Source organism: Bacterioplanoides sp. SCSIO 12839, from assembly GCF_024397975.1.
GTDB lineage: Bacteria > Pseudomonadota > Gammaproteobacteria > Pseudomonadales > Oceanobacteraceae > Bacterioplanoides.
The window spans coordinates 1,582,760-1,602,585 of record NZ_CP073745.1 but is presented as its reverse complement, the minus strand read 5'-3'; the positions used below and the strand labels follow the sequence as shown (position 1 = coordinate 1,602,585).

Sequence of the window (19,826 nt, the reverse complement as noted above, 5' to 3'; positions counted from 1 at the left end):
AAGATGATGAAAACGGCTGCACACGGCACATAAAAAGACCTGCGGAAGGCCTGTGTTAAAGCAAACGTTTCGGATGACTTCATGAATGACCTCTATTTTCAATCTCTGGACAACAGCCTCAAACAAGCTGGCATTCATTACCCGTCACTGATTATTGATAAACAGCGACTGGATCAGAATATCGACCATCTGCTGCAGGTGACCAATCAGGGCTATCAGTTACGCATTGTGGCTAAATCGCTGCCATCCGTACCTATGCTGCGTTATATCATGCGCCGTACCGGCACCAACCGTTTAATGAGCTTTCATCTGCCCTTTCTGATCCATCTGATTCAGGAAATTCCGGAAGCCGATGTATTGTTAGGTAAACCAATGCCGATCAGCGCGGTTCAGGCTTTTTATAACTGGAAGCAAACGTCCCTCAGCAGTTTCAATGACAGCCAGCAACTGCAATGGCTGGTCGATTCATTAGAACGCCTGCAGGAATATCAGAATTTTGCCCAACGCCAGCAGATCACCATGCAAATCAACCTTGAGATTAATATTGGCCTTAACCGAGGTGGTTTCAGTGATGAAAGTGAATTTGATCAGGCGTTGGCTTTATTGAAAAAAAGCCGCCACCTCAAGCTCAGTGGCCTCATGGGTTATGAAGCCCACATCACCAAAATTCCAGGCTTTTTAGGCGGTCATCGCAAAGCATTTAAACAAGCGATGACGACCTATCAACAACGCATCCAACAAATCGAAGCCGTGTTTGGTGAAGAAACAACCAGCCAGCTCTGTCTGAATGGCGCCGGCAGTTCAACCTATCCACTGTATGAGCAGGCTGCCCGACAAAAAACACCCGTTATTAATGAAATTGCCACTGCTTCAGCACTGGTTAAACCAACTGACTTTGATGTATTTACCCTGCAGCATCATGCCCCGGCCTGCTTTATTGCCGCACCCATATTAAAAGACATCGACGCACCGGAAATCCCAATGGCCTCCGGCTTAACCAAGCTGCTGCGATTATTCGGTAAAGCCCCCAAACGAGGTGTCTTTATTTATGGCGGCAACTGGTTAGCCAGCCCATGTTATCCCGATGAAGCCAAACACTCTGAATTATTGGGTCATTCCAGCAATCAGGAATTGTACCAGGTGCCACTTAACAGCCCGGTAAAGCGTGATGACTTTTTGTTTTTCCGGCCGTCTCAAAGTGAGGCCGTTTTCCTGCAGTTCGGCGAGTTACTGTTATTAGACGAAGGAAAAATCAAACAGCATTGGCCGGTGTTCCAATACCCAATTGATTCTTTGCCAGAAGCTGTACCTCTGTCTCAGTCAGAAACAGGCTCTCAATCGAGAACAAATATTAAACCGTCTCAAAAAATACTATAAAAAAGGAACATCACCTTGTCTGTTATTGTTGCCGCAATTATGTATCTGTTTATTCCGGCCCTGCTGGTATTCCTGTGTCAGAAATTTCAGATACTGGATAAAATCGGAGTGGTGGTTTTATCGTTTGGCTTAGGCATATTACTCAGCGCTTCGCTGGACTTCTCTTCCTGGATTGATCCTCAATCACTCACTGAGCTGCAAACTAATCTCTCCGAAATTGCCATCGCACTAGCATTACCCATGCTGGTATTTTCGATTGATGTAAAGCATTCGTTAAAAATGGCAGGCGACACCATGAAAAGCATGGCCGTTGCATTAGTTTCGGTCATGCTGATCAGCTTTCTTGGCGCGTTATTATTCAGCGGGCAACTCAATAACATTTGGCAAATTGCCGGCATGTCGGTTGGCGCCTATACCGGCGGCGGCCCCAATATGGCAGCGATTAAAACCGCCATTGATGCCGATCAGGCGATCTTTGTGACCATGACAACTTACGATATTTTGTTGTCAGCGCTGTACCTGATTTTTGTGATGACCATCGCCAAACCATTATTTGGTTTATTGCTTCGCCCTTTTCAGGAAACTCATGACACTCAAGATGGTGGCGTACACGAATCCTCCGATCATCACGATAAATTCTCACACTTAGCCGATGAAACCGCCAACAGTTATAAGGTGTTGGCCGACGTTAAAACCATGCCTCAAACCTTAAAGGTACTATTGATCTCAGCCTGCTGTGTTGGGGGGGCCAAATTGATCGCGGGTTTATTCCCGGCTTCGATGTCATCCGCCGTCATCATCATTGCCATTACCAGTCTTGGCCTTGGTGCGTCGTTTATTCCTTATGTCCGCCAGTTAGCCAACAGTTTCCAACTGGGTATGTATTTAATTCTGGTGTTTTGTTTCACCATGGGCACCATGACAGATACCAGCATTATCACCAACCTGAACCTCGATCTGTTTGCTTATATTGGCTTCATCTTGTTAGGCTCATTAGTGCTGCAGGCGATGATCTGCAAGCTGATGAACATCGATACTGATACTTTTTTGATTACCTCATCGGCCGCCATTATGTCGGTTCCTTTTATTCCCGTGATTGCCGGGGCATTAAAAAACCGTGAAATTATTATTCCCGGCTTTGCGGCAGCCATTCTGGGTTATGTGATTGGTAATTACCTGGGTATTGCTGTTGCCTATGCCACACGTTCCATGCTCGGAGGCTGAGCCTCAGAAAATACTCTGGCAACACCGATTTGATATACTCGGATTTTTTACCAGCCAGGTGTACCAATGAGTGAGACGATAAGTGAAACAGCGTCAACGTTTGAATCGCTGAAGGTTCTAGTTCATGAGCCAGATGTGGAAGCAGACAGCTGCATTATCTGGCTACATGGCCTTGGAGCGACGGCTTATGACTTTGCTCCCATCACGCCATTTATACGCCAATATAGTGGCCAACCGGGCTTACGCATGATCTACCCACAAGCGCCTTCACTCTCCGTCAGTATTAATGGTGGCATGATGATGCCCGCCTGGTATGACATTCTCTCTGCATCGCCGAGGCGCACGATTAATACCCATCAATATCAGCAAGCGATTCATGCGATACAAGATTTGGTCAAACAACAAATTAACAACGGACTGGAAAGCAAACGCGTTTTTATTGCAGGGTTTTCACAAGGAGGAGCGGTCGCGTATCAGGCGGCCTGTGGATTCACCGAATCATTGGCCGGGGTCATCAGCCTTTCAACCTATATTGCTGACACACTGAAAATCGCTCCCGAAAACCAACAACTACCCGTATTTATTGGCCACGGGTCGCAGGATATGGTGGTGCCAGAAATGCTTGGACTGGAAGCACTGGAGTGGTTCAGAGCCAACCGGTTTGAGCCGGTATGGAAGAAATACCCACTGCAGCACGAAGTGAGTGAAGGTGAGCTGAAAGACGTGGCCGATTTTATCAGCCAAACGCTATCAGCTCATTAAGCCTGTTCCGGCTTATTTTAAATCAGCAATGATAAAACGATCGGCCTGCTGATTCATTTTCTGCGACAGCTCACGCTGCTGTTTAGAGGTTTTACGCATAAAGTCAGAAGTTTCAACCGTGTGTTCAGCAATGTTGTGGATCTGGCGCATGGAGTCACCCAACTCTTTATTGGTAGCAACCTGCTCTTCCGCTGCAGAAGCCACTTGGTCCGACAGGTTTTGAATATCACTGATAGCGTCTCGAATTGAGACCAGTGCCCGGTCGAGTTCACCCGCCGTCGACACACTTTCATCAACCGCTGACTGAGATTGCTCGACAGCAGCAAACGCCGCTTCAGATTCCTGCTGGAATTTACCAATGATGCTTTCAATTTCAGACGTGGATTCTTGAGTACGCTGTGCCAAAGTACGAACTTCGTCTGCTACGACCGCAAAACCTCTTCCCTGCTCACCGGCACGAGCCGCTTCAATGGCCGCATTTAACGCCAATAAATTGGTTTGTTCGGCAATAGATTTGATCACATTCAACACGCCACCAATGGTACTACTGCTGTTATGCAGCTCACGAATGGTGGAAGAGACTTCGGCCATATGCTCATTCAGATTGGCAATCCGCGATACGCTGCGTTCAACCACCTGGGTGCCTTCGTCAGTGATTCGGTTGGCATTCTCAGATTGATTAGCAACCGTCTGAATATTCGCGGCAATTTCACGGGTGGCCTGTTCCAGCTGACCAACCCCAACCACCACTTTTTCCGTTTCCGTTTGTTGTGCCTGCATGCCTTTGGCACTCAGGGAAACGGTGCAATGGTTCTGAATGGAGATCAGCTCCACTTCTTTTGATGTGTTCTCCATCTGACGAACCAGGTCGGAAATATTCTCCAGCATCTCATTCAGTGCAGTGGCGGAGTCACCCAACTCGTCGTCCATGAAAATTTCACTGCGACTATCCAGACGAAACTCTCTGCCAGCCTGATGCATGGTATGGGACAGTGAACGTATCTGGCGATACATTAATGAAGATAACCAAAAAGCAATTACCAGAGTCAATCCAACCACCACCAGCGCTGTCACCAGTGACGACCACATGCGTGCTTTAGCGGCCGATGTTGCCGCTTTAGCATGCTCAATCATTGTTTTCTTAAAATCATCTTCCAGCGCTTTGAGTTTATTAATCCGGGCTGTTGAAGCTGCAAACCACTTACTGGGATCAACTCCAAAGCCACCACTCATCGCCTTGTCGTTAGCGATACGTCGGTATTCCTGAACCTGCTTTTCCTCTGCAGTTTGCTTGAATGCTGCAAAATGCTGAAGTTCCTCTTCATTGGCAAACAACTGGTAGTTAGAGAAATAAGTATTTTGCCCGGAAACCAGGTCAATAAACCGTGCATATAAACCCGGTGCAAACTGGTCTTTAGCAAACGCATTACTCAACACAGCACGCTCAATACCAGAGCGTTCTTTGCCTTGTAAAAAGTTGAAATAGGCCTGCAGTTCACGTGAGATTTCGCCATCTTCGGTATAATCGGTAGCATACGCAGGCACACTTAATAAGTGGCGAATATTGTTGGTATAAAACTTAAGCACACTGGATAGCTCTATTTGTTGAGCACTGACACGCTGGCGTATTCCCGCTAATTGCTTCACACCCGAAGCCACATCCATCACTTCTTTATGGACGCTGGGGTAAAGGCTGTAATCATTGTTATTGATCCAGTCATGCCACTCAGACAAGCGCTGGTCAGTCAGCTGACGTTGTTTTGGCAAAGCATCAACAAACTTGGTACCACCGCTGCCCAGATAACCAGCCGACATACCCCGCTCTTTTTGCATCTCATGGGCAAGAGCACTGTTTACCACGGACAATTCTGCCAAATCAGCAATGTGCTGCATCGATTCAACATCGTGCATATGACCTTTAAGAACCATGCTTTGAGAAAACAACAAAGCGAGCAGCGGCAAGATCAACAACAATAAAAGCTTGTGCTTAACACTGGCATTACGCAGAAACTTCATAATAACTCCCGTATTTCTTACACATTACGTTAGTTGGTTTTTGCCGCAATTCCAGCTCGCATTGATTAATATCAACAGGCATTTTGATATTAATCAAAATGCACTAAATAAGTGCTTAAAAACCATTCTAAGGTCTTATTTATCAAATGCTGATATGCCATTCTTTAGACAGATATTTAAGAAAGACTCAGGTAGAACAAGGGTAATGAGTTATTAATGACGTCAGATATTCATCATTATGACGATGGTAAGCCATTAAACCGATCTGAAACCGTAAAGCGTCAACTGGAACGAGATGCAGCACGCTTATTTATGCGAGCTTATGAAAAGCAACATGGCATCCCGATACGGGATATATGGCACAACGAACCAGCCAAGCCCGACGTATCATGCCACCTGGATGGTCAGCCGCTGGATCTGGAAATTGCTCATTTATACGCCAGCAGCAGCGAAGCAAAAATTCTGACGCATCATATTACGCAACAAGTTGAACCGGATGCAGAACCCTCTTCAGAATCTCAGGAACTACGGCGCTATCTGCAGGAATTAACCGAGCTGGATGTACGACAACGACTTCAAGTTGCCTTAGGCAATATACTGAGACAAAAATCCAAGAAACATTATTTATCGGATCGAGTGTGGTTAATCATTCGAAATGTCAGCCCGCTTTGGCAAAGTACCGACTTTCTCGGTCAGGTTAATCAGCTATTATTGCCGAACCATCCTTTTGAACAAATCTGGCTGTTGCCGGATTATGAGGGTCAGCAGCCCTTAATCAGGCTGTTTTAATCCTGCTGCTTGAATAATCAGACCTCAGCTTCAGCCGCTCCTCCACTTCTGCTACCATAGCGCCCGTTTTGCACACAAAAATCCGCATTGTTTTAGAGGATATACGCCTTGATCACCATGTATGGCATTAAGAACTGCGAGCTATTTTTGTGAGTTAAACCATATAAAAAACACCGCTTTATACCCCGCCCTTTTACCGCTGCCGCTACGAAAACTTACTGAAACACACCAATAATTTATAAAGTACACAACTACTGTGCCGATAGTAGCCTTAAATCAATAGCAGCTCGTTTTGAATCTACGCAATATCAGGTTCCCCAGCTCAATAATGAAAAGGACTCGATATGATTATCAACGGTGTAAACATACAAGCGGGTGCCGCCCTATCTAAGGGTGCAGTATCGAATAAGCCTGTTCTTCAAGATCAAAGTAGTCAGTCGTTTGAAGATAGGGTCTCAGCCAAAAATGCCAAGATTAAGAAGTCTGAACAGCAAGCTCAGCAGGATGCTACTGGACTTAGAGCCTTAATTACTACATACCCCGGAGGCAATATCACTGCTGACGAACGTGCAGCAAGTAAGCTGAGAGTAATAGATATTTACGTGGGAGACCTCCCGAGAGTCACAGATAGTCTCGAATCTAAAATCGATGTGTTAGAAGACGAGGTTGCCACGCAAATGCCGGATATTGCCCGGACTGACTGGGATTTCTCAATCGATGAAAACGGAGGGATTATCGTTAAGGCTGACCACCTGAATGATGCAGATAAAGAGAAACTCGCTTCAATTATTAGTAAATCTGGTATCACTGAAGATCTAACCGAAGCCCGTGACCTGATGGTTGAGTTCATTGAGGAAGATCGAACGAAAGCAATGTACTCCACCAGTATTGGTAAGTTTGACCTAACAAACGAAAACTTTTCAGAAATCATAAACTTCCGTGAGTACGTCGACGGGGCTTCAAGCTCTCCTATAGGCCATGGATACGCCCTGCATGACCAGTTAGATGCACGTGCAGAAGTTGTTTATAACAAACTTACTACCGTAGATATATACGTTTAATTCAGGGCCTGCAGCGTCAGCTAACCCACCTGACAACATAGCCTCATAGGCCTAAACACCCTCTCCGTCTTCTGCTACCATAGCTGCCGATTTTTACAGAGCCCGCAGAGGACAGAGCTTTGATCACTATGTTCGGAATCCCCGGTTGCGACACCATCAAGAAAGCCCGCAAATGGCTGGAAGAAAACGGGGTTGATTATCAGTTCCATGACTACAAAAAAGACGGTTTAAGCGAAGCCCAGCTGGACAGCTGGCTTGATGAGTTAGGCTTCGAGGCTTTGATCAATAAGCGTGGTACCACTTGGCGTAAGCTGCCAGACGACATCAAAGACAATATTGACCGCGACAGTGCGCGTGCAGTGATGCTGGAAAACCAGTCCATCATTAAGCGTCCGTTACTGGATACCGGCTCTGCCAAAATACTGGGCTTTAAAGCCGACGAATATCAGCAGCTGTTCAGTTAAGCAACTGACCTGCGAAGAAACGAATTAACACGACACATCTATTTATATTTGAGGATATCCAATGAGCACATTTGCCCTGGCCATCGGCGTTGGTACAAAAAACAGCAAAGGCGAGTGGTTAGAAGTTTTCTACCAGCAGCCTCTGTTAAACCCGGCCGCAGAGCTGGTTGCTGCCGCTAAAGAAACACTGGGCTACGAAGGTGGCAATCAGGCCATCGAAGCCGACGGTGGTGAACTGAGCGCATTCGCAGACGCGATTGAAGCCGCCGATGCGGCACAAGCAGCACTGGCACGTGCCTGCACTGAAAGCCAGAAGCCTGTGGTTGTGACCATTCTGGAAACCGACGAGCAATCTTCCACGACGCCAGAAGTGTATCTGAAGCTACACCTGTTATCGCACCGCCTGGTTAAGCCACACGGCGTTGATCTGTCGGGTATGTTCGGCCTGCTGCCAAACGTAGCTTGGACTAACCTGGGTGCAATTGATCTGGCGGAACTGCCACAAGCGCAACTGCAAGCGCGTCTGAACGGCGAACTGTTAAGCGTAAACAGCGTTGATAAGTTCCCACGTATGACCGACTACGTGGTACCAAGCGGCGTTCGTATCGCACACACCGCACGTGTTCGCTTAGGTGCTTACATCGGTGAAGGCACCACCATCATGCACGAAGGTTTTGTGAACTTTAATGCCGGTACCATGGGTGTTTCCATGATTGAAGGCCGTATCTCTGCCGGTGTTGTAGTAGGCGACGGTTCTGACTTAGGCGGTGGCTGCTCGACCATGGGCACTCTGTCTGGCGGCGGCAACATCATCATCTCTGTGGGTGAGAAGTGTCTGCTAGGCGCTAACGCTGGTATCGGTATTCCTCTGGGCGACCGTTGCACCGTAGAAGCTGGCCTGTACATCACTGCTGGCAGCAAAATTCAGGTACTGGACGACAACAAAGCCGTGGTTGAAACGGTTAAAGCACGTGATCTGGCCGGTAAATCTGACCTGCTGTTCCGTCGCGATTCCATCACTGGCGCACTGCAGTGTGTAACCAACAAAACGGCGATTGAGTTGAACAACGAGCTGCACGCGAATAACTAATTCGCCGCTCTACTGCCGCACAATGCAAAACGCCCGACTGGACTAGCATCCAGTCGGGCGTTTTTTGTTATAACCGAGTTAAAAAGAGAGTTAAAACTGGCAAGCGTTCCCACGCGGAGCGTGGGAACGAGTAAACACTCTACATCTGCTTTTCAGCCAGAGCGCCTAAAGTTTTTAATGCCTGCTCCGTTTGCTCATTCCAGGGCACCGCAGCACTTAAACGAATAAAGTTTGAAAAGTGCTCAGTATTGGAAAATAACCCCCCCGGCGTTACCACAATCGACGCTTGTAAGGCGTCGTAATGCAACGCCATGGCATCCACTCCCTGCGGTAACGCCACCCACAAAATAAACCCACCGGCCGGTTCATTAATTTTGGTGCCTGGCGGAAAATAGTCGCGCACTGCCTGAATAAAGCGTTGCATATTGGTTGCCGCCTGAGTGCGAAACTGACGCAAATGACGATCGTAATGGCCGTTCTGCAAATAGGATAACAACGCATATTGCGACAAGCTGGACGCCGAAAACGTAGTAAACGTCTGGTTCTCCATCACCTTGTTTTTCCAGCGTCCGGGAATACACCAGCCCACTCGCAAACCGGCGGCCACGGTTTTAGAAAACGATGAGCAATACAGCACCCAACCGTCTTTATCGTAGGTTTTTAATACCGAATTCACCGCCTGCTTCTGGCCCCGCAAGGTCGGAAAGCTGATATCGCCATAAATATCATCTTCAATCACCGGCACTTCATATTGCTGCGCCAATGCCACTAACTGCTGCTGGTTTTCTGCGGGAATACTGCAGCCGGTCGGGTTGGAATAACGGCTACTCACTTCAATCGCTTTAATCGGCCACTGCTGCAACGCCAGTTTTAACGCATCAATACTGATGCCGGTTTGTGGATCGGTGGGGATTTCAATCACCTTCAGATTCAGCATTTTGGCAATTTGCAGAAAACCGTAATAACAAGGCGACTCAACCGCCACCAGATCACCGGGCTGGGTCACGGAACGCAGGCATAACGTTAATGCTTCGGCGCAACCATGGGTAACAACAATATCATCGCTTAAACAACGCACGCCTACATCACGCATCCGCACCGCGATATGTGAACGCAGCTCCTCGACCCCGGGAGAGAAGGTATAGTTGAGTACATCTGCCGTTTGAAAACGACTGACTTTCTGAATATGGGTCTGTAATGCCCGCTGCGGCAACCAGCTGATATGCGGAATGGCTGCACCCAGATTCACCGTTGCCGAACGATTAATACGCGTCAGCATCTGGTTGATAAACTCACCCTTGGTCACGTCTCTGGGTTCATCACCTAGTGACAGCGGCGGGCGCTCGTCGCTATCTGGCGCGATATCCGAGCGCACGTAATAGCCTGACTGTGGCCGGGCACTGATCCAGCCCTGATCTTCCAACCAGGCGTAGGCCTGCGTTACGGTCGAAATGCTGACACCGTGCTGCTGCGCCAGCTTACGCACACTCGGCACTTTAGAACCGCTGGCATAAATACCCTCACGAATATCATCGGCAATATGATCGGCTAATTGTAAGTACAGCGGCTGTTCGGCCTGTCGTTGTAACATGATGGGCTCGTTGGCATCAGCAGAAAAACACGGTGTTATCTTAGCCGTAAAACTGTACTGGCACTAAGTACAGTTTTTGTATTCAGGAGCAGTACAGTTTATTCGTGCTTGTCCGCACTACACCATAGTGATAACTTAAACACTAAAGTATATGTGGGTTTGTAAGAGAGTAGGCACACCACAATTAGAATCGTGCGTACCCACGGTTTTCTGTAAAGGAATGATCTTGCCAAGGAAGGTTTCAAATTGATGACGGTTATTGCCCTTTCAGTTATCGAGAAATCCTTTTAGTCCTGTAAGGTCGTGCAATTAAAATTTCAGGTTTATTTGGGAAGTTTGTTAATGAGCAAAACGATAGAAACAACAATTATCAATGACAGGTATCTTGAAGCAATTGGAATAAACTTAATAAGTGAGGCTGCGGCGGCTGATCCTGGCCATGCTTTTAAAAAAATAATTCCTTCTATGGCATTTTTTTGCTTTGCATTTGAATCAAAATTAAACACTTATGGTAGTCATGTATTCCAAGCTAAAGAGTGGAAAAAATATACTAATTCTAGCCTAATAGGGAAATTAGACTGGCTTTTTAGTCGTATAAAAGTGGATATCACTGACGAAATCAATGAATTACGAAATAACATTATTCAAATGATAGAATTTCGAAATTCTCTAGTTCACTCTAAACCAATCAATTTTCAAGAAGAACGAGAACTTATCGGCCTAGAAAACATCGATGAAAAATATATTATTCCAAAGCGCCCAGAAAATGACTTCATGGCAAACTATTCGTTAGAAAATGCAGAAAGCTTTCAAAAATCGGTATGCGTTTTTGATGCAGTATGGATTCACTACTCCAAGAATTACTTTCCTGACTACGATCCAAGTCGTGTTATCGGAGTATCAACCGCAAAAGTAGTTCAGTAAAGGATAAGCATTAAAAACTAATCAACACTCCCAACCAAACCACCACTACGCCCAAGCATTAAACCTTGGGCATAGCGAAAAACTCACACGTCCTGCAACTCAGCCCTTAGCCCTTCATCCAGCTCATACGGATCAACCAGCAGTGCTTCTTCTTTCAGATTCGGGAAAACCACCAACAGGGTTTCATCTTGTTCCAAGCCAGGCGTCCAGCGCTCCAGCCAAACATCCAGAGCAACCGCTTTTGGCTCGCAGTCGCTCCATTCGCCGTTACACCACTCCTTTGCGTAATCCGGGTGCGGCCATACCGGTAAGCAGTTTTCACCCTCTTCTGAGCTGATGGTGACCCAGCCTTCGTCATTAGCCAGGCTCCAGATCTCACCGAACTGAGCGGCTTTTTTCAGGAACAAATCATAACGTTTGTTATTGGATAACTTGAGAGTGGCTTGGTGATCTTTATGACTCAGGGAATAGCTCATCGGGTGCTCTTTTGGTAAACATTAAATAACCACATTACAGGAAGCGCGATTGTAGCGTTTTGAGCCAGAAATATTAATGCTCATTGCCGGCATAGACCCACATGGGTTCTGTCTTACCTGCACGTTCAAACCCCATCGCCTGATAAAACGCCACAGCTTCACCATCGGCGGTCAGCATTTGCTGATGAAAATCCTTATAAACGGTTTGCAGGGCCTGCATCATTTGTCGTCCAATTCCCTGACCATGAACATCCGGATGAACCAGCATATGAGGGTAATACACCACCAGATAACCGTCTGAAATGGCATTACCAATACCGACCAACTTGCCATCCAGTCGAGCTGTCACTAAAGACGCTGAATTACGCAAAGCCGGTAATAATTTTTCGGGTTTTTCGGCTGAAGACCAGCCATTAGCACGATACAAAGCCACCACCTCGTCATCTTGCACTGTGTCATTCAGCTCGACCTGAACATTCATTTTACTTCTCTCCGACTACTAGTAATTATTTTGTTAATAATTTTGCAAAATAATCTCAATAAACGCCAGTACAATTTTGGCTGCCAGCAGCAGTACAGTGACCTCCTGCCCGCCAACTGTACTCCCTGTAAATCTAAATTGTGCTGCTATTGCCATACAGTGAAAAACCTCAGAATTCATAACCTCAGACAATATTTTTCCAACGAGGTACTCGACATGAACGGGACTGAGCTATCGCCCCAAACCAGCCATAACACGGCACCAGCATCTTTTATTCAAAGCTCTGTTGTTAAAGGCCCTTTTGTTCAGGGTCCTCTTATTCAAGGTCTGGCCGCAGTCGTGTTATTTTCGTTAACCGTGCCCATGACCCAACTGGCACTGGCTGATTTTTCAGCCGAGTTTATCACCGCCACTCGTGGTTTATTAGCGGGTGTGCTGGCCTGGCTGGTGATTTTGAAACAAGGATGGAAGTGGCCAACCAATAACGCCCTACCCTGGCTGTTAGTGGCTGGTGCGGGTGTGGTGCTTGGCTTTCCGTATTTATTAAGCCTAAGTCTGACGCAGGTTGCCGCTGCGGATATGGGTGTGGTATTGGCCGGGTTACCACTCACCACCTCATTATTGGCTGCCTGGATTCATCACGAACGTCATAGCGCGCCTTTCTGGTTATTAGCGGCGACCGGGTTTTTATTGCTGGCCTTGTATGTAGTGCTTGGCCTCGGTGAGCTACCCAGCTTCAGTGCTCAGGACTCATGGCTGCTGTTAGCTACCTTGTTGATGGGAGGTATTGGTTACAGTGCCGGCGCCAAAGCAACCAAACTGATTAATCAGCCGGATGCCGGGTGGCAAACCATCTGCTGGACACTGGTGCTTTACCTGCCGCTGTCGGCGCTACTATGGGGAATGAGCTGGGGAGAACAGGCACAACAGTTAACCCGCCCGGTCGCTTTGCCCTCATTGCTGGCATTAGTGTATCTGGCGTTAATCAGCCAGCTATGGGGATTTAAATTCTGGTATCAGGCGCTGGCATCCAGTAGTGTTGCTAAAGTCAGTCAGCTGCAGTTGCTGCAGCCATTTTTTACGCTGTTTTTTATCGCCTTGTTATTGCCACAAGACATCAGCGGGTTACAGCTCGTATTTTGTTGCCTGGTGGTACTGAACGTTTATGCCAGTATCAAAGTAGCGCGCCGTTAATTCAAAAAGAATCAGACGCTCTGCTTTAAAACAACGTTATCTTTTTTTGCGTTATTTAAATCAGGGTTGTCTGAATAAGCACGCTTGGCAATCGACATTTTTTTCCAGTAATCGATATGTTCCGGTAACTCAGAAGGAATGTCTTTAATGTTCAGCAAGCTAGCCACCGAAGCCGGGGAGGCCAACTTCCCCTGCTGCAACAATACCGCTTTGACCAATCCATACGCGTGGATTTTACCGTCCGCCACAAAGCGTTGTTCCAGATAAAAATATTTTTCGTCCCAACCTAAATAACGGGTTTCGACATCAAACTTTTTAAACAAACGAATTTCACGGATGTAGCCCATCTCGATACCGGCAACAATAAAATTCAGTTTATTCTTGAGCATGCCATCCCAAGTATTGGTTTGCACCGGATGATCCCAGCGGCCACGCTCCATAAAGACCATGTAACGAGCGTTATTGATGTGCATATTGAAGTCGATGTCGCGCAGACCAACGCGAAAAGAGCGTTTTGTTGCCGCAAAAAAGCTTAACGGGCGAAAGGCCGGGTTGGTTTTGTTCTTGCGGTTCAGATAGATCGAGCGAAGAATTTCGAGAATCATGACTTAAATTGCACACTATCGTGCCAGTAACTAATAATTGGCGCGAAGTGTACGGATTTTAATGCCGTTGTCACCCTTGACAACAAAGATGATCATTCATTCGTTACAAATGGCAATCAGCAGCGCGTTATTCAACGCGCTGACTGATCACCAACTTAATCACTTCCGGTTCCTGATTGCTCACCGGGGTTTGTTCTACCTGCCAATCACCAGCTTGAGCCACCGGCTGCCCGGATTTCGACACCCGTGCCACCACAGCAACCTGAGCATGAGACGATAAGTTCATGCCCGCCATCATGGCCTGTGCATCGGATAAGGTCACTACTTGAGGCAAATCCGCTACTGTCAGCTTCTGCGCCGCCAATGGCATTGGCGGACCAGCCACGGCTTTAGCCAACACAAACACAGCATCCTGAGGCTGGGTCTCTGCTTTTGCTTCAGCCGACAGCTCTACCAGGACTTTGATTTCTGCACGTTTCAGGAAACTCAGGTTAACGCTTTCGCCCTGCTCTTCCAGTTTATTAGCCGCGCGACGAATACCCTGCTCCAGATATGCTGCTTCCTGCCCATCCGGCAAACCGGCCCATAACACACGCCAGTGATCAATGGCTGCCTGATACTTGTTCAGCTCAAAAGCAAAAATACCGGCCAGCCCCATCGCCTGACGGTTATCTGGCATCAGTGCCAACGCGTCTTTAATCAGCTGATAGTTGTTTTCATCCGCTTGCTGGTCAGCGGCAAAGAAGCGCGCCTGGGCCAGCATCGTCATGGTGGTGGCACGATCCACCTTGGCTTCCTGGGGCAGCGTCACCAGAATATCGGCAAACACATCAGCGGCTTGCTTAAAATCGCCCTCTGCGTTCAGTAACCGAGCGCGTAGAAAACGCCATTCAACTTCATTCGGAAATTTATCCGACGCCATGGCTAAGCGTTCCAGTAACTCCTGCTGCTCAGGCACGCTGAGCTGTGCCTGGGCACTTTTACTTAATAATTCGGTTGCCCGTAATTCATTGCCCGCACCCCAGTTCTGATAAAACAAAAACGTCGCAGCCACTGCAGCCACAAATAATGACAGCGATAACACCCAGCGGTTGGCCGTATTTTCTTTTACCGCCGAATCCTGTTCCTGAGCATCACTGGCAAGAAATTCACGATCCAACTCCAGCTGTAAGCCAGCGCGGGTTTCGTCGTCTAAATCTGCCTGCGTTAATTCCTGACAACGCTCCTGATACAAGCGCAGATTCTCTTCACTCTGGCTCACCACATGCGTATCTGTTTTATAAAACACCGGCTTAATTAATAATGCCAGCAATGGCAATAACAGCAGAATAATTGCCCAGATCATGAATCAGCACCTTCTTTTTTTAACTGTGCCAGTCGTTGTTTTTCAGCATCGGTTAACGGCGTCATTTGTTTTTTATTCCCACCACGGCGCACCATCACCAGCAACACCAGGCCCAAAGCAAAAATAATCAGCGGGCCAAACCATAATAAAAAGGTATTGGTACGCATTGGCGGGTTGTAACGCACAAAATCGCCATAACGATCGACCATATAACCCACCACCTCATCATCACTTTTGCCTTGCTGCATCAGCTCGTACACTTTATCGCGCATATCCCGGGCAACCGGAGCATTGGAATCGGCCAGGTTTTGGTTCTGGCATTTTGGGCAGCGTAAATCTTCAGCCAGTTGATTAAAGCGCTCGGTATCGCGCTGGTTATCAAACGGGTATTTATGACCTTCAATAACCGCCAAGCTTATTGCAGAAAAGCCGGATAGCAGCAGGAAAAACGACCAACGTAAAAAAACAAAATTCATCAGCGTTTCTCCGATTATTGCATCGCATCAAACTGGGGTTTTAATTTTTCCCAGACGCGTGGGTTTAAATCACCCACATGTTTGGCGCGAATAATGCCCTGACTATCGACTAAAAATGTCTCCGGTGCGCCATAAACACCCAGGTCTAATCCCAGCTTGCCGTCCGGATCAGACACATTAAATTCATACGGGTTGCCATAGGCGCTGAGCCATTGCTTCGCTTTAAAGTCATCGTCTTTATAGTTGATGCCAATAATACGAATGCCTTCACTGGCAAGGGTATTTAAAAACTCGTGCTCGGCTTTACAGGTTGGGCACCAGGTCGCCCAGACATTCACCAGCATCGGTTGACCATCGAGACTGGTGGCCGAAATTTCAGCACCACTTTCCAGTGCCTTGGTAGCAAATTCCGGGAACGGCTTACCAATTAATGGCGACGGTAATACGTCTTTATTTTCTTTGCCCAAGCCAATCCAGAACAAAATGCCCATGGCGAAAAATATCGCCAGGGGAATAAATAATAACGCGCGATTCATACGGTTTGCTCCTGTGGTTGAGCAGAACCCTGACGTGGGCTTTCTGTGCGACGGCTATTTTTGCTGCGGCTGTTTTTACTGCGATAGCGCTTATCCAGCATGGCTAACAAACCACCCAGCGACATAAAGATGGAACCTAGCCATACCCAGCGCATAAACGGCTTCACCTGCAAACGCATACCCCAGGCGCCGTTTTGTAATGGTTCACCCATGGAGACATACACATCACGCCATAAATTTACGTCGATTTCTGCTTCGGTCATCACCGTACCGCGCGCGGTATAACGGCGTTTTTCCGGTGTCATCACTTCAATCAGTTTATCACCGTCGTAAACATGAAACCGTGTTGCCTGAGAGGTGTAGTTAGGCCCCTGAATATTCCCGCTTTCAACAAATTCAAAACGATAACCGCCAAATTCGGCACTTTCGCCCGGCGCCAGACGCACTGATTTTTCAATGCTGTAATTCGCCACCAAAGTGACACCAATCACACTGACACCCACGCCAATATGGGCAATCACCATACCTAAATAACTCAGGCCCAGTTTTGGAATACGGGAGATCTGACCACGGGATTTTTTCCAAACATCCCACTTGGTAGCGGCAATCACCCAGATCGCCACAAACATGCCCATGACCACCTGCCAGTTCATGTCATTGCCCATCAGTAGTGGTGTGGCAAAAGCCAGCAATAAGGCAATCACAAACGCAGCCATCAACTCTTTACTGAGACGCTCAATGGAGTCAGCTTTCCAGCGGGACATAGCTCCCAGACCAATCAGGAAACTTAACAAGACAGACAGCGGAACAAACATGGTGTTAAACCAGGCCGCACCCACCGAGATTTTGCCCATGCCCATAAAATCGATAATCAATGGATATAAGGTGCCCAGCAAGATCGCAAACGCTGATACCAACAACACCAGATTGTTGGCTAGCAAACCACTTTCACGGGAGATCCATTCATAACGGCCAACGGAAGCGACCGTTGGTGCCTTCAACGCATACAGCAGCAAAGAGCCGCCCACACAGATACCCAACAAGGCCAGAATAAACACACCCCGCTCCGGGTCAGACGCAAACGCATGCACCGAGGTTAATACGCCTGAGCGCACCAGGAAGGTACCCAACAAACTTAATGAAAAAGCAAAAATCGCCAGTAATACCGTCCAGCTTTTAAATAAGCCACGCTTTTCGGTAACCGCCAGCGAGTGAATTAATGCGGTTGCCACCAACCAGGGCATTAATGATGCGTTTTCAACCGGGTCCCAGAACCACCAGCCGCCCCAGCCCAACTCGTAGTACGCCCACCAGCTACCCAGTGCGATACCTAACGTCAGGAAGATCCAGGCTGCTACAGTCCACGGACGCGACCAGCGTGCCCAGGCGGCATCCAAGCGACCGCCCATCAGTGCCGCCAGTGCAAAAGCAAACACGACCGATAGCCCGACATAACCCATGTACAAGGTAGGTGGATGCACGATCAGGCCAAAATCCTGTAATAACGGGTTCAAGTCACCACCTTCTCGTGGTGGAGACGGCAACACTCGCTCAAAGGGATTAGAGGTTTCTACGGTAAACAAGATAAAGCCCACAGATACCATACCCATGATGGACAGTACCCGGGCAACCATAATCAGTGGTAGCGACTGGCTGAACCAGGCTACTGCCACGCCCCAACAACCCAACATAGCAACCCACAGCAGTAACGAGCCTTCGTGAGCGCCCCACACCGCACTGATTTTGTACGGTGTTGGCAACGCGGTATTGGAGTTGGAGGCCACATAGGCAACCGAGAAGTCATCAACAACAAAACTGTAAGTCAGGGCAATCAGGCTGATCACCAAAAATAATGCCTGTGCGGTTGCCAATGGGCGAGCATAGGCCATCAGCCAATCACGGCGGGCAGCAACGCCGACCAACGGCACCACCACCTGAAATGCGGCAACGACCAAGGCCAGGATCAGTGCCAACTGGCCTAATTCCGGCACCATTGCTTGAAACTCAGTCATGCGTTACTCCCGAGCTGCATCAATGGCTTGCACACCGTCAACATGTGCTTTTTCAAGAGCTTCTTTTACTTCCGGCGGCATATAATTTTCATCGTGTTTTGCTAACACTTCTGACGCCTGGAAAACACCGCTGCTATCCAACTGACCCAGAGCTACAATACCCTGCCCTTCACGGAATAAGTCCGGCAGGATGCCTTCGTAATAAATCGGCACTTCAGCAGCGCCGTCGGTCACTTTAAACAACACACCTAAACCTTCGGTGTCGCGTTCAACCGAACCGTCGACCACTAAACCACCAGCGCGCATGGTACGGCCAACCGGCGCTTCACCATTGGCAATCTGAGTGGGGGTCATAAACAAATTAATGTTCTGACTCAGGGAATACATCAGTAAGCCTACGGCCGTGCCCAGGCCCAGCACCATAAAGATAATCAGGGTTAATCGTTTTTTACGCTGAGGGTGCATTTTCTCTCTCCTGGCTTTTGCGTTCACGGCGTAAACGCTGAGCCTGTTCTTTAATCAAGCGACGGCGGCGGATAACAGGCAGCAGGATATTTAGTAGAATTATTGCGCTGCTCAGACCATAAGCGAGCCAGACATAAAAGCCGTGGCCGCCCATAGCAAAAAATTCGGTCATACTGTCGAACTGCATCAGGACTCCAGAATCTGTTTTACCCACTTGCGCTTACGTTCGTGCAGCAGGATTTCATTACGGGTACGCAGGATCACCAACAGCGCAAAAAACGCATAGGTGGCCACAATCATAATCAATAGCGGGATCAGCATTTCGGTTGCCATACTCGGCTTTTCCGTCAGCTTCAGCGTGGCAGGCTGATGTAAGGTGTTCCACCACTCAACCGAATATTTGATGATCGGGATATTCACCAGCCCGACCAGGGATAAAATAGCGGCCGCTTTATGGCCACTCTCTTCGGATTCCATCGCCTGCTGAATCGCCATCACGCCAAAATACAAAAACAGCAGTAATAACATGGAGGTTAAACGTGCATCCCAGACCCACCAGGTGCCCCACGTAGGCTTACCCCAGATGGCACCGGTTAACAGCGCAATTAAACAAAAGCTGGCACCAATCGGGGCGATGGTTTTCGCTACCCAAGCCGCCATTTTCATACGCCAGATTAAAAATACCGCACCGGCAACGGCCATCATCATATAAGCGCTTTGCGCCAGAATCGCCGCAGGCACATGGATGTAAATAATACGGAAGCTATTACCCTGCTGGTAATCCGCCGGGGCATAAGCCAGCCCCCAGACCAGTCCGACCACACCGGCAATGGCCGACAGACCTACTAACCAGGGAATCCACTTTTCGGTAATTTCATAAAACCATTTGGGCGACCCCAAGCGGTGATACAAACGTACTATCCAATCCCACATAATCG

General features: G+C 48.0%; 22 protein-coding genes. 9 read left to right on the top strand and 13 right to left on the bottom strand.

Annotated features, from left to right (window positions below; translation table 11 throughout):
* The first annotated feature begins 81 nt into the window (after nt 1–81).
* From KFF03_RS07470 to KFF03_RS07460, 3 genes are all read left to right on the top strand, one after another.
* A complete protein-coding gene (locus KFF03_RS07470) occupies nt 82–1,377 on the top strand; it encodes an alanine racemase (RefSeq protein WP_255860351.1) in 1,296 nt (431 codons plus the stop codon).
* 15 nt (nt 1,378–1,392) lie between these two features.
* The gene (locus KFF03_RS07465) at nt 1,393–2,601 is read left to right on the top strand and encodes a DUF819 family protein (RefSeq protein WP_255860349.1); all 1,209 of its coding nucleotides are present in this window, start codon (nt 1,393–1,395) and stop codon (nt 2,599–2,601) included.
* A gap of 66 nt (nt 2,602–2,667) precedes the next feature.
* On the top strand, nt 2,668–3,363 hold the full coding sequence (locus tag KFF03_RS07460; RefSeq protein WP_255860348.1) for an alpha/beta hydrolase: 696 nt from the start codon (nt 2,668–2,670) through the stop codon (nt 3,361–3,363).
* 12 nt (nt 3,364–3,375) lie between these two features.
* On the opposite strand, the gene KFF03_RS07455 is transcribed toward KFF03_RS07460, so the two are convergent.
* Complete coding sequence (locus KFF03_RS07455; RefSeq protein ID WP_255860347.1) at nt 3,376–5,379, bottom strand: methyl-accepting chemotaxis protein; 2,004 nt, start codon at nt 5,377–5,379, stop codon at nt 3,376–3,378.
* Nucleotides 5,380–5,595: 216 nt separating this feature from the next.
* On the opposite strand from KFF03_RS07455, the gene KFF03_RS07450 reads away from it, so the two are divergent.
* The 4 genes from KFF03_RS07450 (at nt 5,596) to dapD (ending at nt 8,783) form a co-directional block, all read left to right on the top strand.
* The gene (locus KFF03_RS07450) at nt 5,596–6,168 is read left to right on the top strand and encodes a hypothetical protein (protein ID WP_255860345.1); all 573 of its coding nucleotides are present in this window, start codon (nt 5,596–5,598) and stop codon (nt 6,166–6,168) included.
* A gap of 344 nt (nt 6,169–6,512) precedes the next feature.
* Nucleotides 6,513–7,229 carry a hypothetical protein gene (locus KFF03_RS07445; protein WP_255860343.1) on the top strand — a complete coding sequence of 239 codons (717 nt, stop codon included), beginning with the start codon at nt 6,513–6,515 and terminating at the stop codon, nt 7,227–7,229.
* Between the two features lie 128 nt (nt 7,230–7,357).
* Complete coding sequence (locus KFF03_RS07440) at nt 7,358–7,693, top strand: ArsC family reductase (RefSeq protein ID WP_370647461.1); 336 nt, start codon at nt 7,358–7,360, stop codon at nt 7,691–7,693.
* 61 nt (nt 7,694–7,754) lie between these two features.
* Nucleotides 7,755–8,783, top strand: coding sequence for a 2,3,4,5-tetrahydropyridine-2,6-dicarboxylate N-succinyltransferase (dapD, locus tag KFF03_RS07435; protein ID WP_255860341.1), 1,029 nt, complete (start codon nt 7,755–7,757; stop codon nt 8,781–8,783).
* A 139-nt stretch (nt 8,784–8,922) separates the two neighbouring features.
* Here dapD and KFF03_RS07430 read toward each other — a convergent pair whose 3' ends face one another.
* Complete coding sequence (locus tag KFF03_RS07430; protein ID WP_255860340.1) at nt 8,923–10,374, bottom strand: PLP-dependent aminotransferase family protein; 1,452 nt, start codon at nt 10,372–10,374, stop codon at nt 8,923–8,925.
* Nucleotides 10,375–10,716: 342 nt separating this feature from the next.
* Between KFF03_RS07430 and KFF03_RS07425 the strand changes: the two genes are divergently transcribed.
* Nucleotides 10,717–11,298: a hypothetical protein gene (locus tag KFF03_RS07425; RefSeq protein WP_255860339.1), complete on the top strand. Its 582-nt coding sequence runs from the start codon at nt 10,717–10,719 to the stop codon at nt 11,296–11,298.
* Between the two features lie 83 nt (nt 11,299–11,381).
* Here the strand turns inward: KFF03_RS07425 and KFF03_RS07420 are convergent, their stop codons facing one another.
* The 3 genes from KFF03_RS07420 to KFF03_RS07410 all read right to left on the bottom strand — a co-directional run bounded on the left by KFF03_RS07420 (nt 11,382) and on the right by KFF03_RS07410 (nt 12,411).
* Entirely contained in the window at nt 11,382–11,774 is a 393-nt protein-coding gene (locus KFF03_RS07420; RefSeq protein WP_255860336.1) for a DUF2750 domain-containing protein, read from the bottom strand.
* A 73-nt stretch (nt 11,775–11,847) separates the two neighbouring features.
* Nucleotides 11,848–12,255 (bottom strand): GNAT family N-acetyltransferase, encoded by a 408-nt coding sequence (locus tag KFF03_RS07415; RefSeq protein ID WP_255860332.1) that lies wholly within the window; start codon nt 12,253–12,255, stop codon nt 11,848–11,850.
* A 33-nt stretch (nt 12,256–12,288) separates the two neighbouring features.
* Nucleotides 12,289–12,411, bottom strand: a complete 123-nt coding sequence (locus KFF03_RS07410) for a hypothetical protein (protein ID WP_255860331.1) — start codon at nt 12,409–12,411, stop codon at nt 12,289–12,291.
* Between the two features lie 60 nt (nt 12,412–12,471).
* Here KFF03_RS07410 and KFF03_RS07405 point away from each other — a divergent pair, with 60 nt between their 5' ends.
* Nucleotides 12,472–13,449 (top strand): DMT family transporter, encoded by a 978-nt coding sequence (locus tag KFF03_RS07405; RefSeq protein WP_255860330.1) that lies wholly within the window; start codon nt 12,472–12,474, stop codon nt 13,447–13,449.
* Between the two features lie 11 nt (nt 13,450–13,460).
* Here the strand turns inward: KFF03_RS07405 and KFF03_RS07400 are convergent, their stop codons facing one another.
* The 8 genes from KFF03_RS07400 to KFF03_RS07365 all read right to left on the bottom strand — a co-directional run bounded on the left by KFF03_RS07400 (nt 13,461) and on the right by KFF03_RS07365 (nt 19,821).
* Nucleotides 13,461–14,054, bottom strand: coding sequence for a thioesterase family protein (locus KFF03_RS07400; RefSeq protein ID WP_255860328.1), 594 nt, complete (start codon nt 14,052–14,054; stop codon nt 13,461–13,463).
* Between the two features lie 127 nt (nt 14,055–14,181).
* On the bottom strand, nt 14,182–15,399 hold the full coding sequence (gene ccmI / locus KFF03_RS07395) for a c-type cytochrome biogenesis protein CcmI (protein ID WP_255860326.1): 1,218 nt from the start codon (nt 15,397–15,399) through the stop codon (nt 14,182–14,184).
* Nucleotides 15,396–15,875, bottom strand: coding sequence for a cytochrome c-type biogenesis protein (locus KFF03_RS07390; RefSeq protein ID WP_255860325.1), 480 nt, complete (start codon nt 15,873–15,875; stop codon nt 15,396–15,398). The genes ccmI and KFF03_RS07390 overlap by 4 nt, the downstream gene beginning before the upstream one ends.
* A gap of 14 nt (nt 15,876–15,889) precedes the next feature.
* Nucleotides 15,890–16,411, bottom strand: coding sequence for a DsbE family thiol:disulfide interchange protein (locus KFF03_RS07385; RefSeq protein ID WP_255860323.1), 522 nt, complete (start codon nt 16,409–16,411; stop codon nt 15,890–15,892).
* On the bottom strand, nt 16,408–18,423 hold the full coding sequence (locus KFF03_RS07380) for a heme lyase CcmF/NrfE family subunit (protein WP_304941527.1): 2,016 nt from the start codon (nt 18,421–18,423) through the stop codon (nt 16,408–16,410). The genes KFF03_RS07385 and KFF03_RS07380 overlap by 4 nt, the downstream gene beginning before the upstream one ends.
* Before the next feature lie 3 nt (nt 18,424–18,426).
* On the bottom strand, nt 18,427–18,888 hold the full coding sequence (gene ccmE, locus KFF03_RS07375) for a cytochrome c maturation protein CcmE (RefSeq protein WP_255860321.1): 462 nt from the start codon (nt 18,886–18,888) through the stop codon (nt 18,427–18,429).
* Nucleotides 18,872–19,060 (bottom strand): heme exporter protein CcmD, encoded by a 189-nt coding sequence (ccmD, locus tag KFF03_RS07370; protein ID WP_255860319.1) that lies wholly within the window; start codon nt 19,058–19,060, stop codon nt 18,872–18,874. Before ccmD ends, ccmE begins: the two co-directional genes overlap by 17 nt.
* A gap of 14 nt (nt 19,061–19,074) precedes the next feature.
* A complete protein-coding gene (locus KFF03_RS07365; RefSeq protein ID WP_255860317.1) occupies nt 19,075–19,821 on the bottom strand; it encodes a heme ABC transporter permease in 747 nt (248 codons plus the stop codon).
* Nucleotides 19,822–19,826 lie beyond the last annotated feature (5 nt).

Coding starts and splice junctions, on each gene's coding strand:
- KFF03_RS07380 (WP_304941527.1), bottom strand. CDS start 18,423: ATGACTGAGTTTCAAGCAATGGTGCCGGAATTAGGCCAGTTGGCACTG.
- KFF03_RS07410 (WP_255860331.1), bottom strand. CDS start 12,411: ATGGCAATAGCAGCACAATTTAGATTTACAGGGAGTACAGTTGGCGGG.
- KFF03_RS07400 (WP_255860328.1), bottom strand. CDS start 14,054: ATGATTCTCGAAATTCTTCGCTCGATCTATCTGAACCGCAAGAACAAA.
- KFF03_RS07430 (WP_255860340.1), bottom strand. CDS start 10,374: ATGTTACAACGACAGGCCGAACAGCCGCTGTACTTACAATTAGCCGAT.
- ccmE (WP_255860321.1), bottom strand. CDS start 18,888: ATGCACCCTCAGCGTAAAAAACGATTAACCCTGATTATCTTTATGGTG.
- KFF03_RS07385 (WP_255860323.1), bottom strand. CDS start 16,411: ATGAATCGCGCGTTATTATTTATTCCCCTGGCGATATTTTTCGCCATG.
- ccmI (WP_255860326.1), bottom strand. CDS start 15,399: ATGATCTGGGCAATTATTCTGCTGTTATTGCCATTGCTGGCATTATTA.
- KFF03_RS07460 (WP_255860348.1), top strand. CDS start 2,668: ATGAGTGAGACGATAAGTGAAACAGCGTCAACGTTTGAATCGCTGAAG.
- KFF03_RS07470 (WP_255860351.1), top strand. CDS start 82: ATGAATGACCTCTATTTTCAATCTCTGGACAACAGCCTCAAACAAGCT.
- KFF03_RS07425 (WP_255860339.1), top strand. CDS start 10,717: ATGAGCAAAACGATAGAAACAACAATTATCAATGACAGGTATCTTGAA.
- dapD (WP_255860341.1), top strand. CDS start 7,755: ATGAGCACATTTGCCCTGGCCATCGGCGTTGGTACAAAAAACAGCAAA.
- KFF03_RS07450 (WP_255860345.1), top strand. CDS start 5,596: ATGACGTCAGATATTCATCATTATGACGATGGTAAGCCATTAAACCGA.
- KFF03_RS07415 (WP_255860332.1), bottom strand. CDS start 12,255: ATGAATGTTCAGGTCGAGCTGAATGACACAGTGCAAGATGACGAGGTG.
- KFF03_RS07365 (WP_255860317.1), bottom strand. CDS start 19,821: ATGTGGGATTGGATAGTACGTTTGTATCACCGCTTGGGGTCGCCCAAA.
- KFF03_RS07455 (WP_255860347.1), bottom strand. CDS start 5,379: ATGAAGTTTCTGCGTAATGCCAGTGTTAAGCACAAGCTTTTATTGTTG.
- KFF03_RS07420 (WP_255860336.1), bottom strand. CDS start 11,774: ATGAGCTATTCCCTGAGTCATAAAGATCACCAAGCCACTCTCAAGTTA.
- KFF03_RS07405 (WP_255860330.1), top strand. CDS start 12,472: ATGAACGGGACTGAGCTATCGCCCCAAACCAGCCATAACACGGCACCA.
- KFF03_RS07445 (WP_255860343.1), top strand. CDS start 6,513: ATGATTATCAACGGTGTAAACATACAAGCGGGTGCCGCCCTATCTAAG.
- ccmD (WP_255860319.1), bottom strand. CDS start 19,060: ATGACCGAATTTTTTGCTATGGGCGGCCACGGCTTTTATGTCTGGCTC.
- KFF03_RS07390 (WP_255860325.1), bottom strand. CDS start 15,875: ATGAATTTTGTTTTTTTACGTTGGTCGTTTTTCCTGCTGCTATCCGGC.
- KFF03_RS07440 (WP_370647461.1), top strand. CDS start 7,358: ATGTTCGGAATCCCCGGTTGCGACACCATCAAGAAAGCCCGCAAATGG.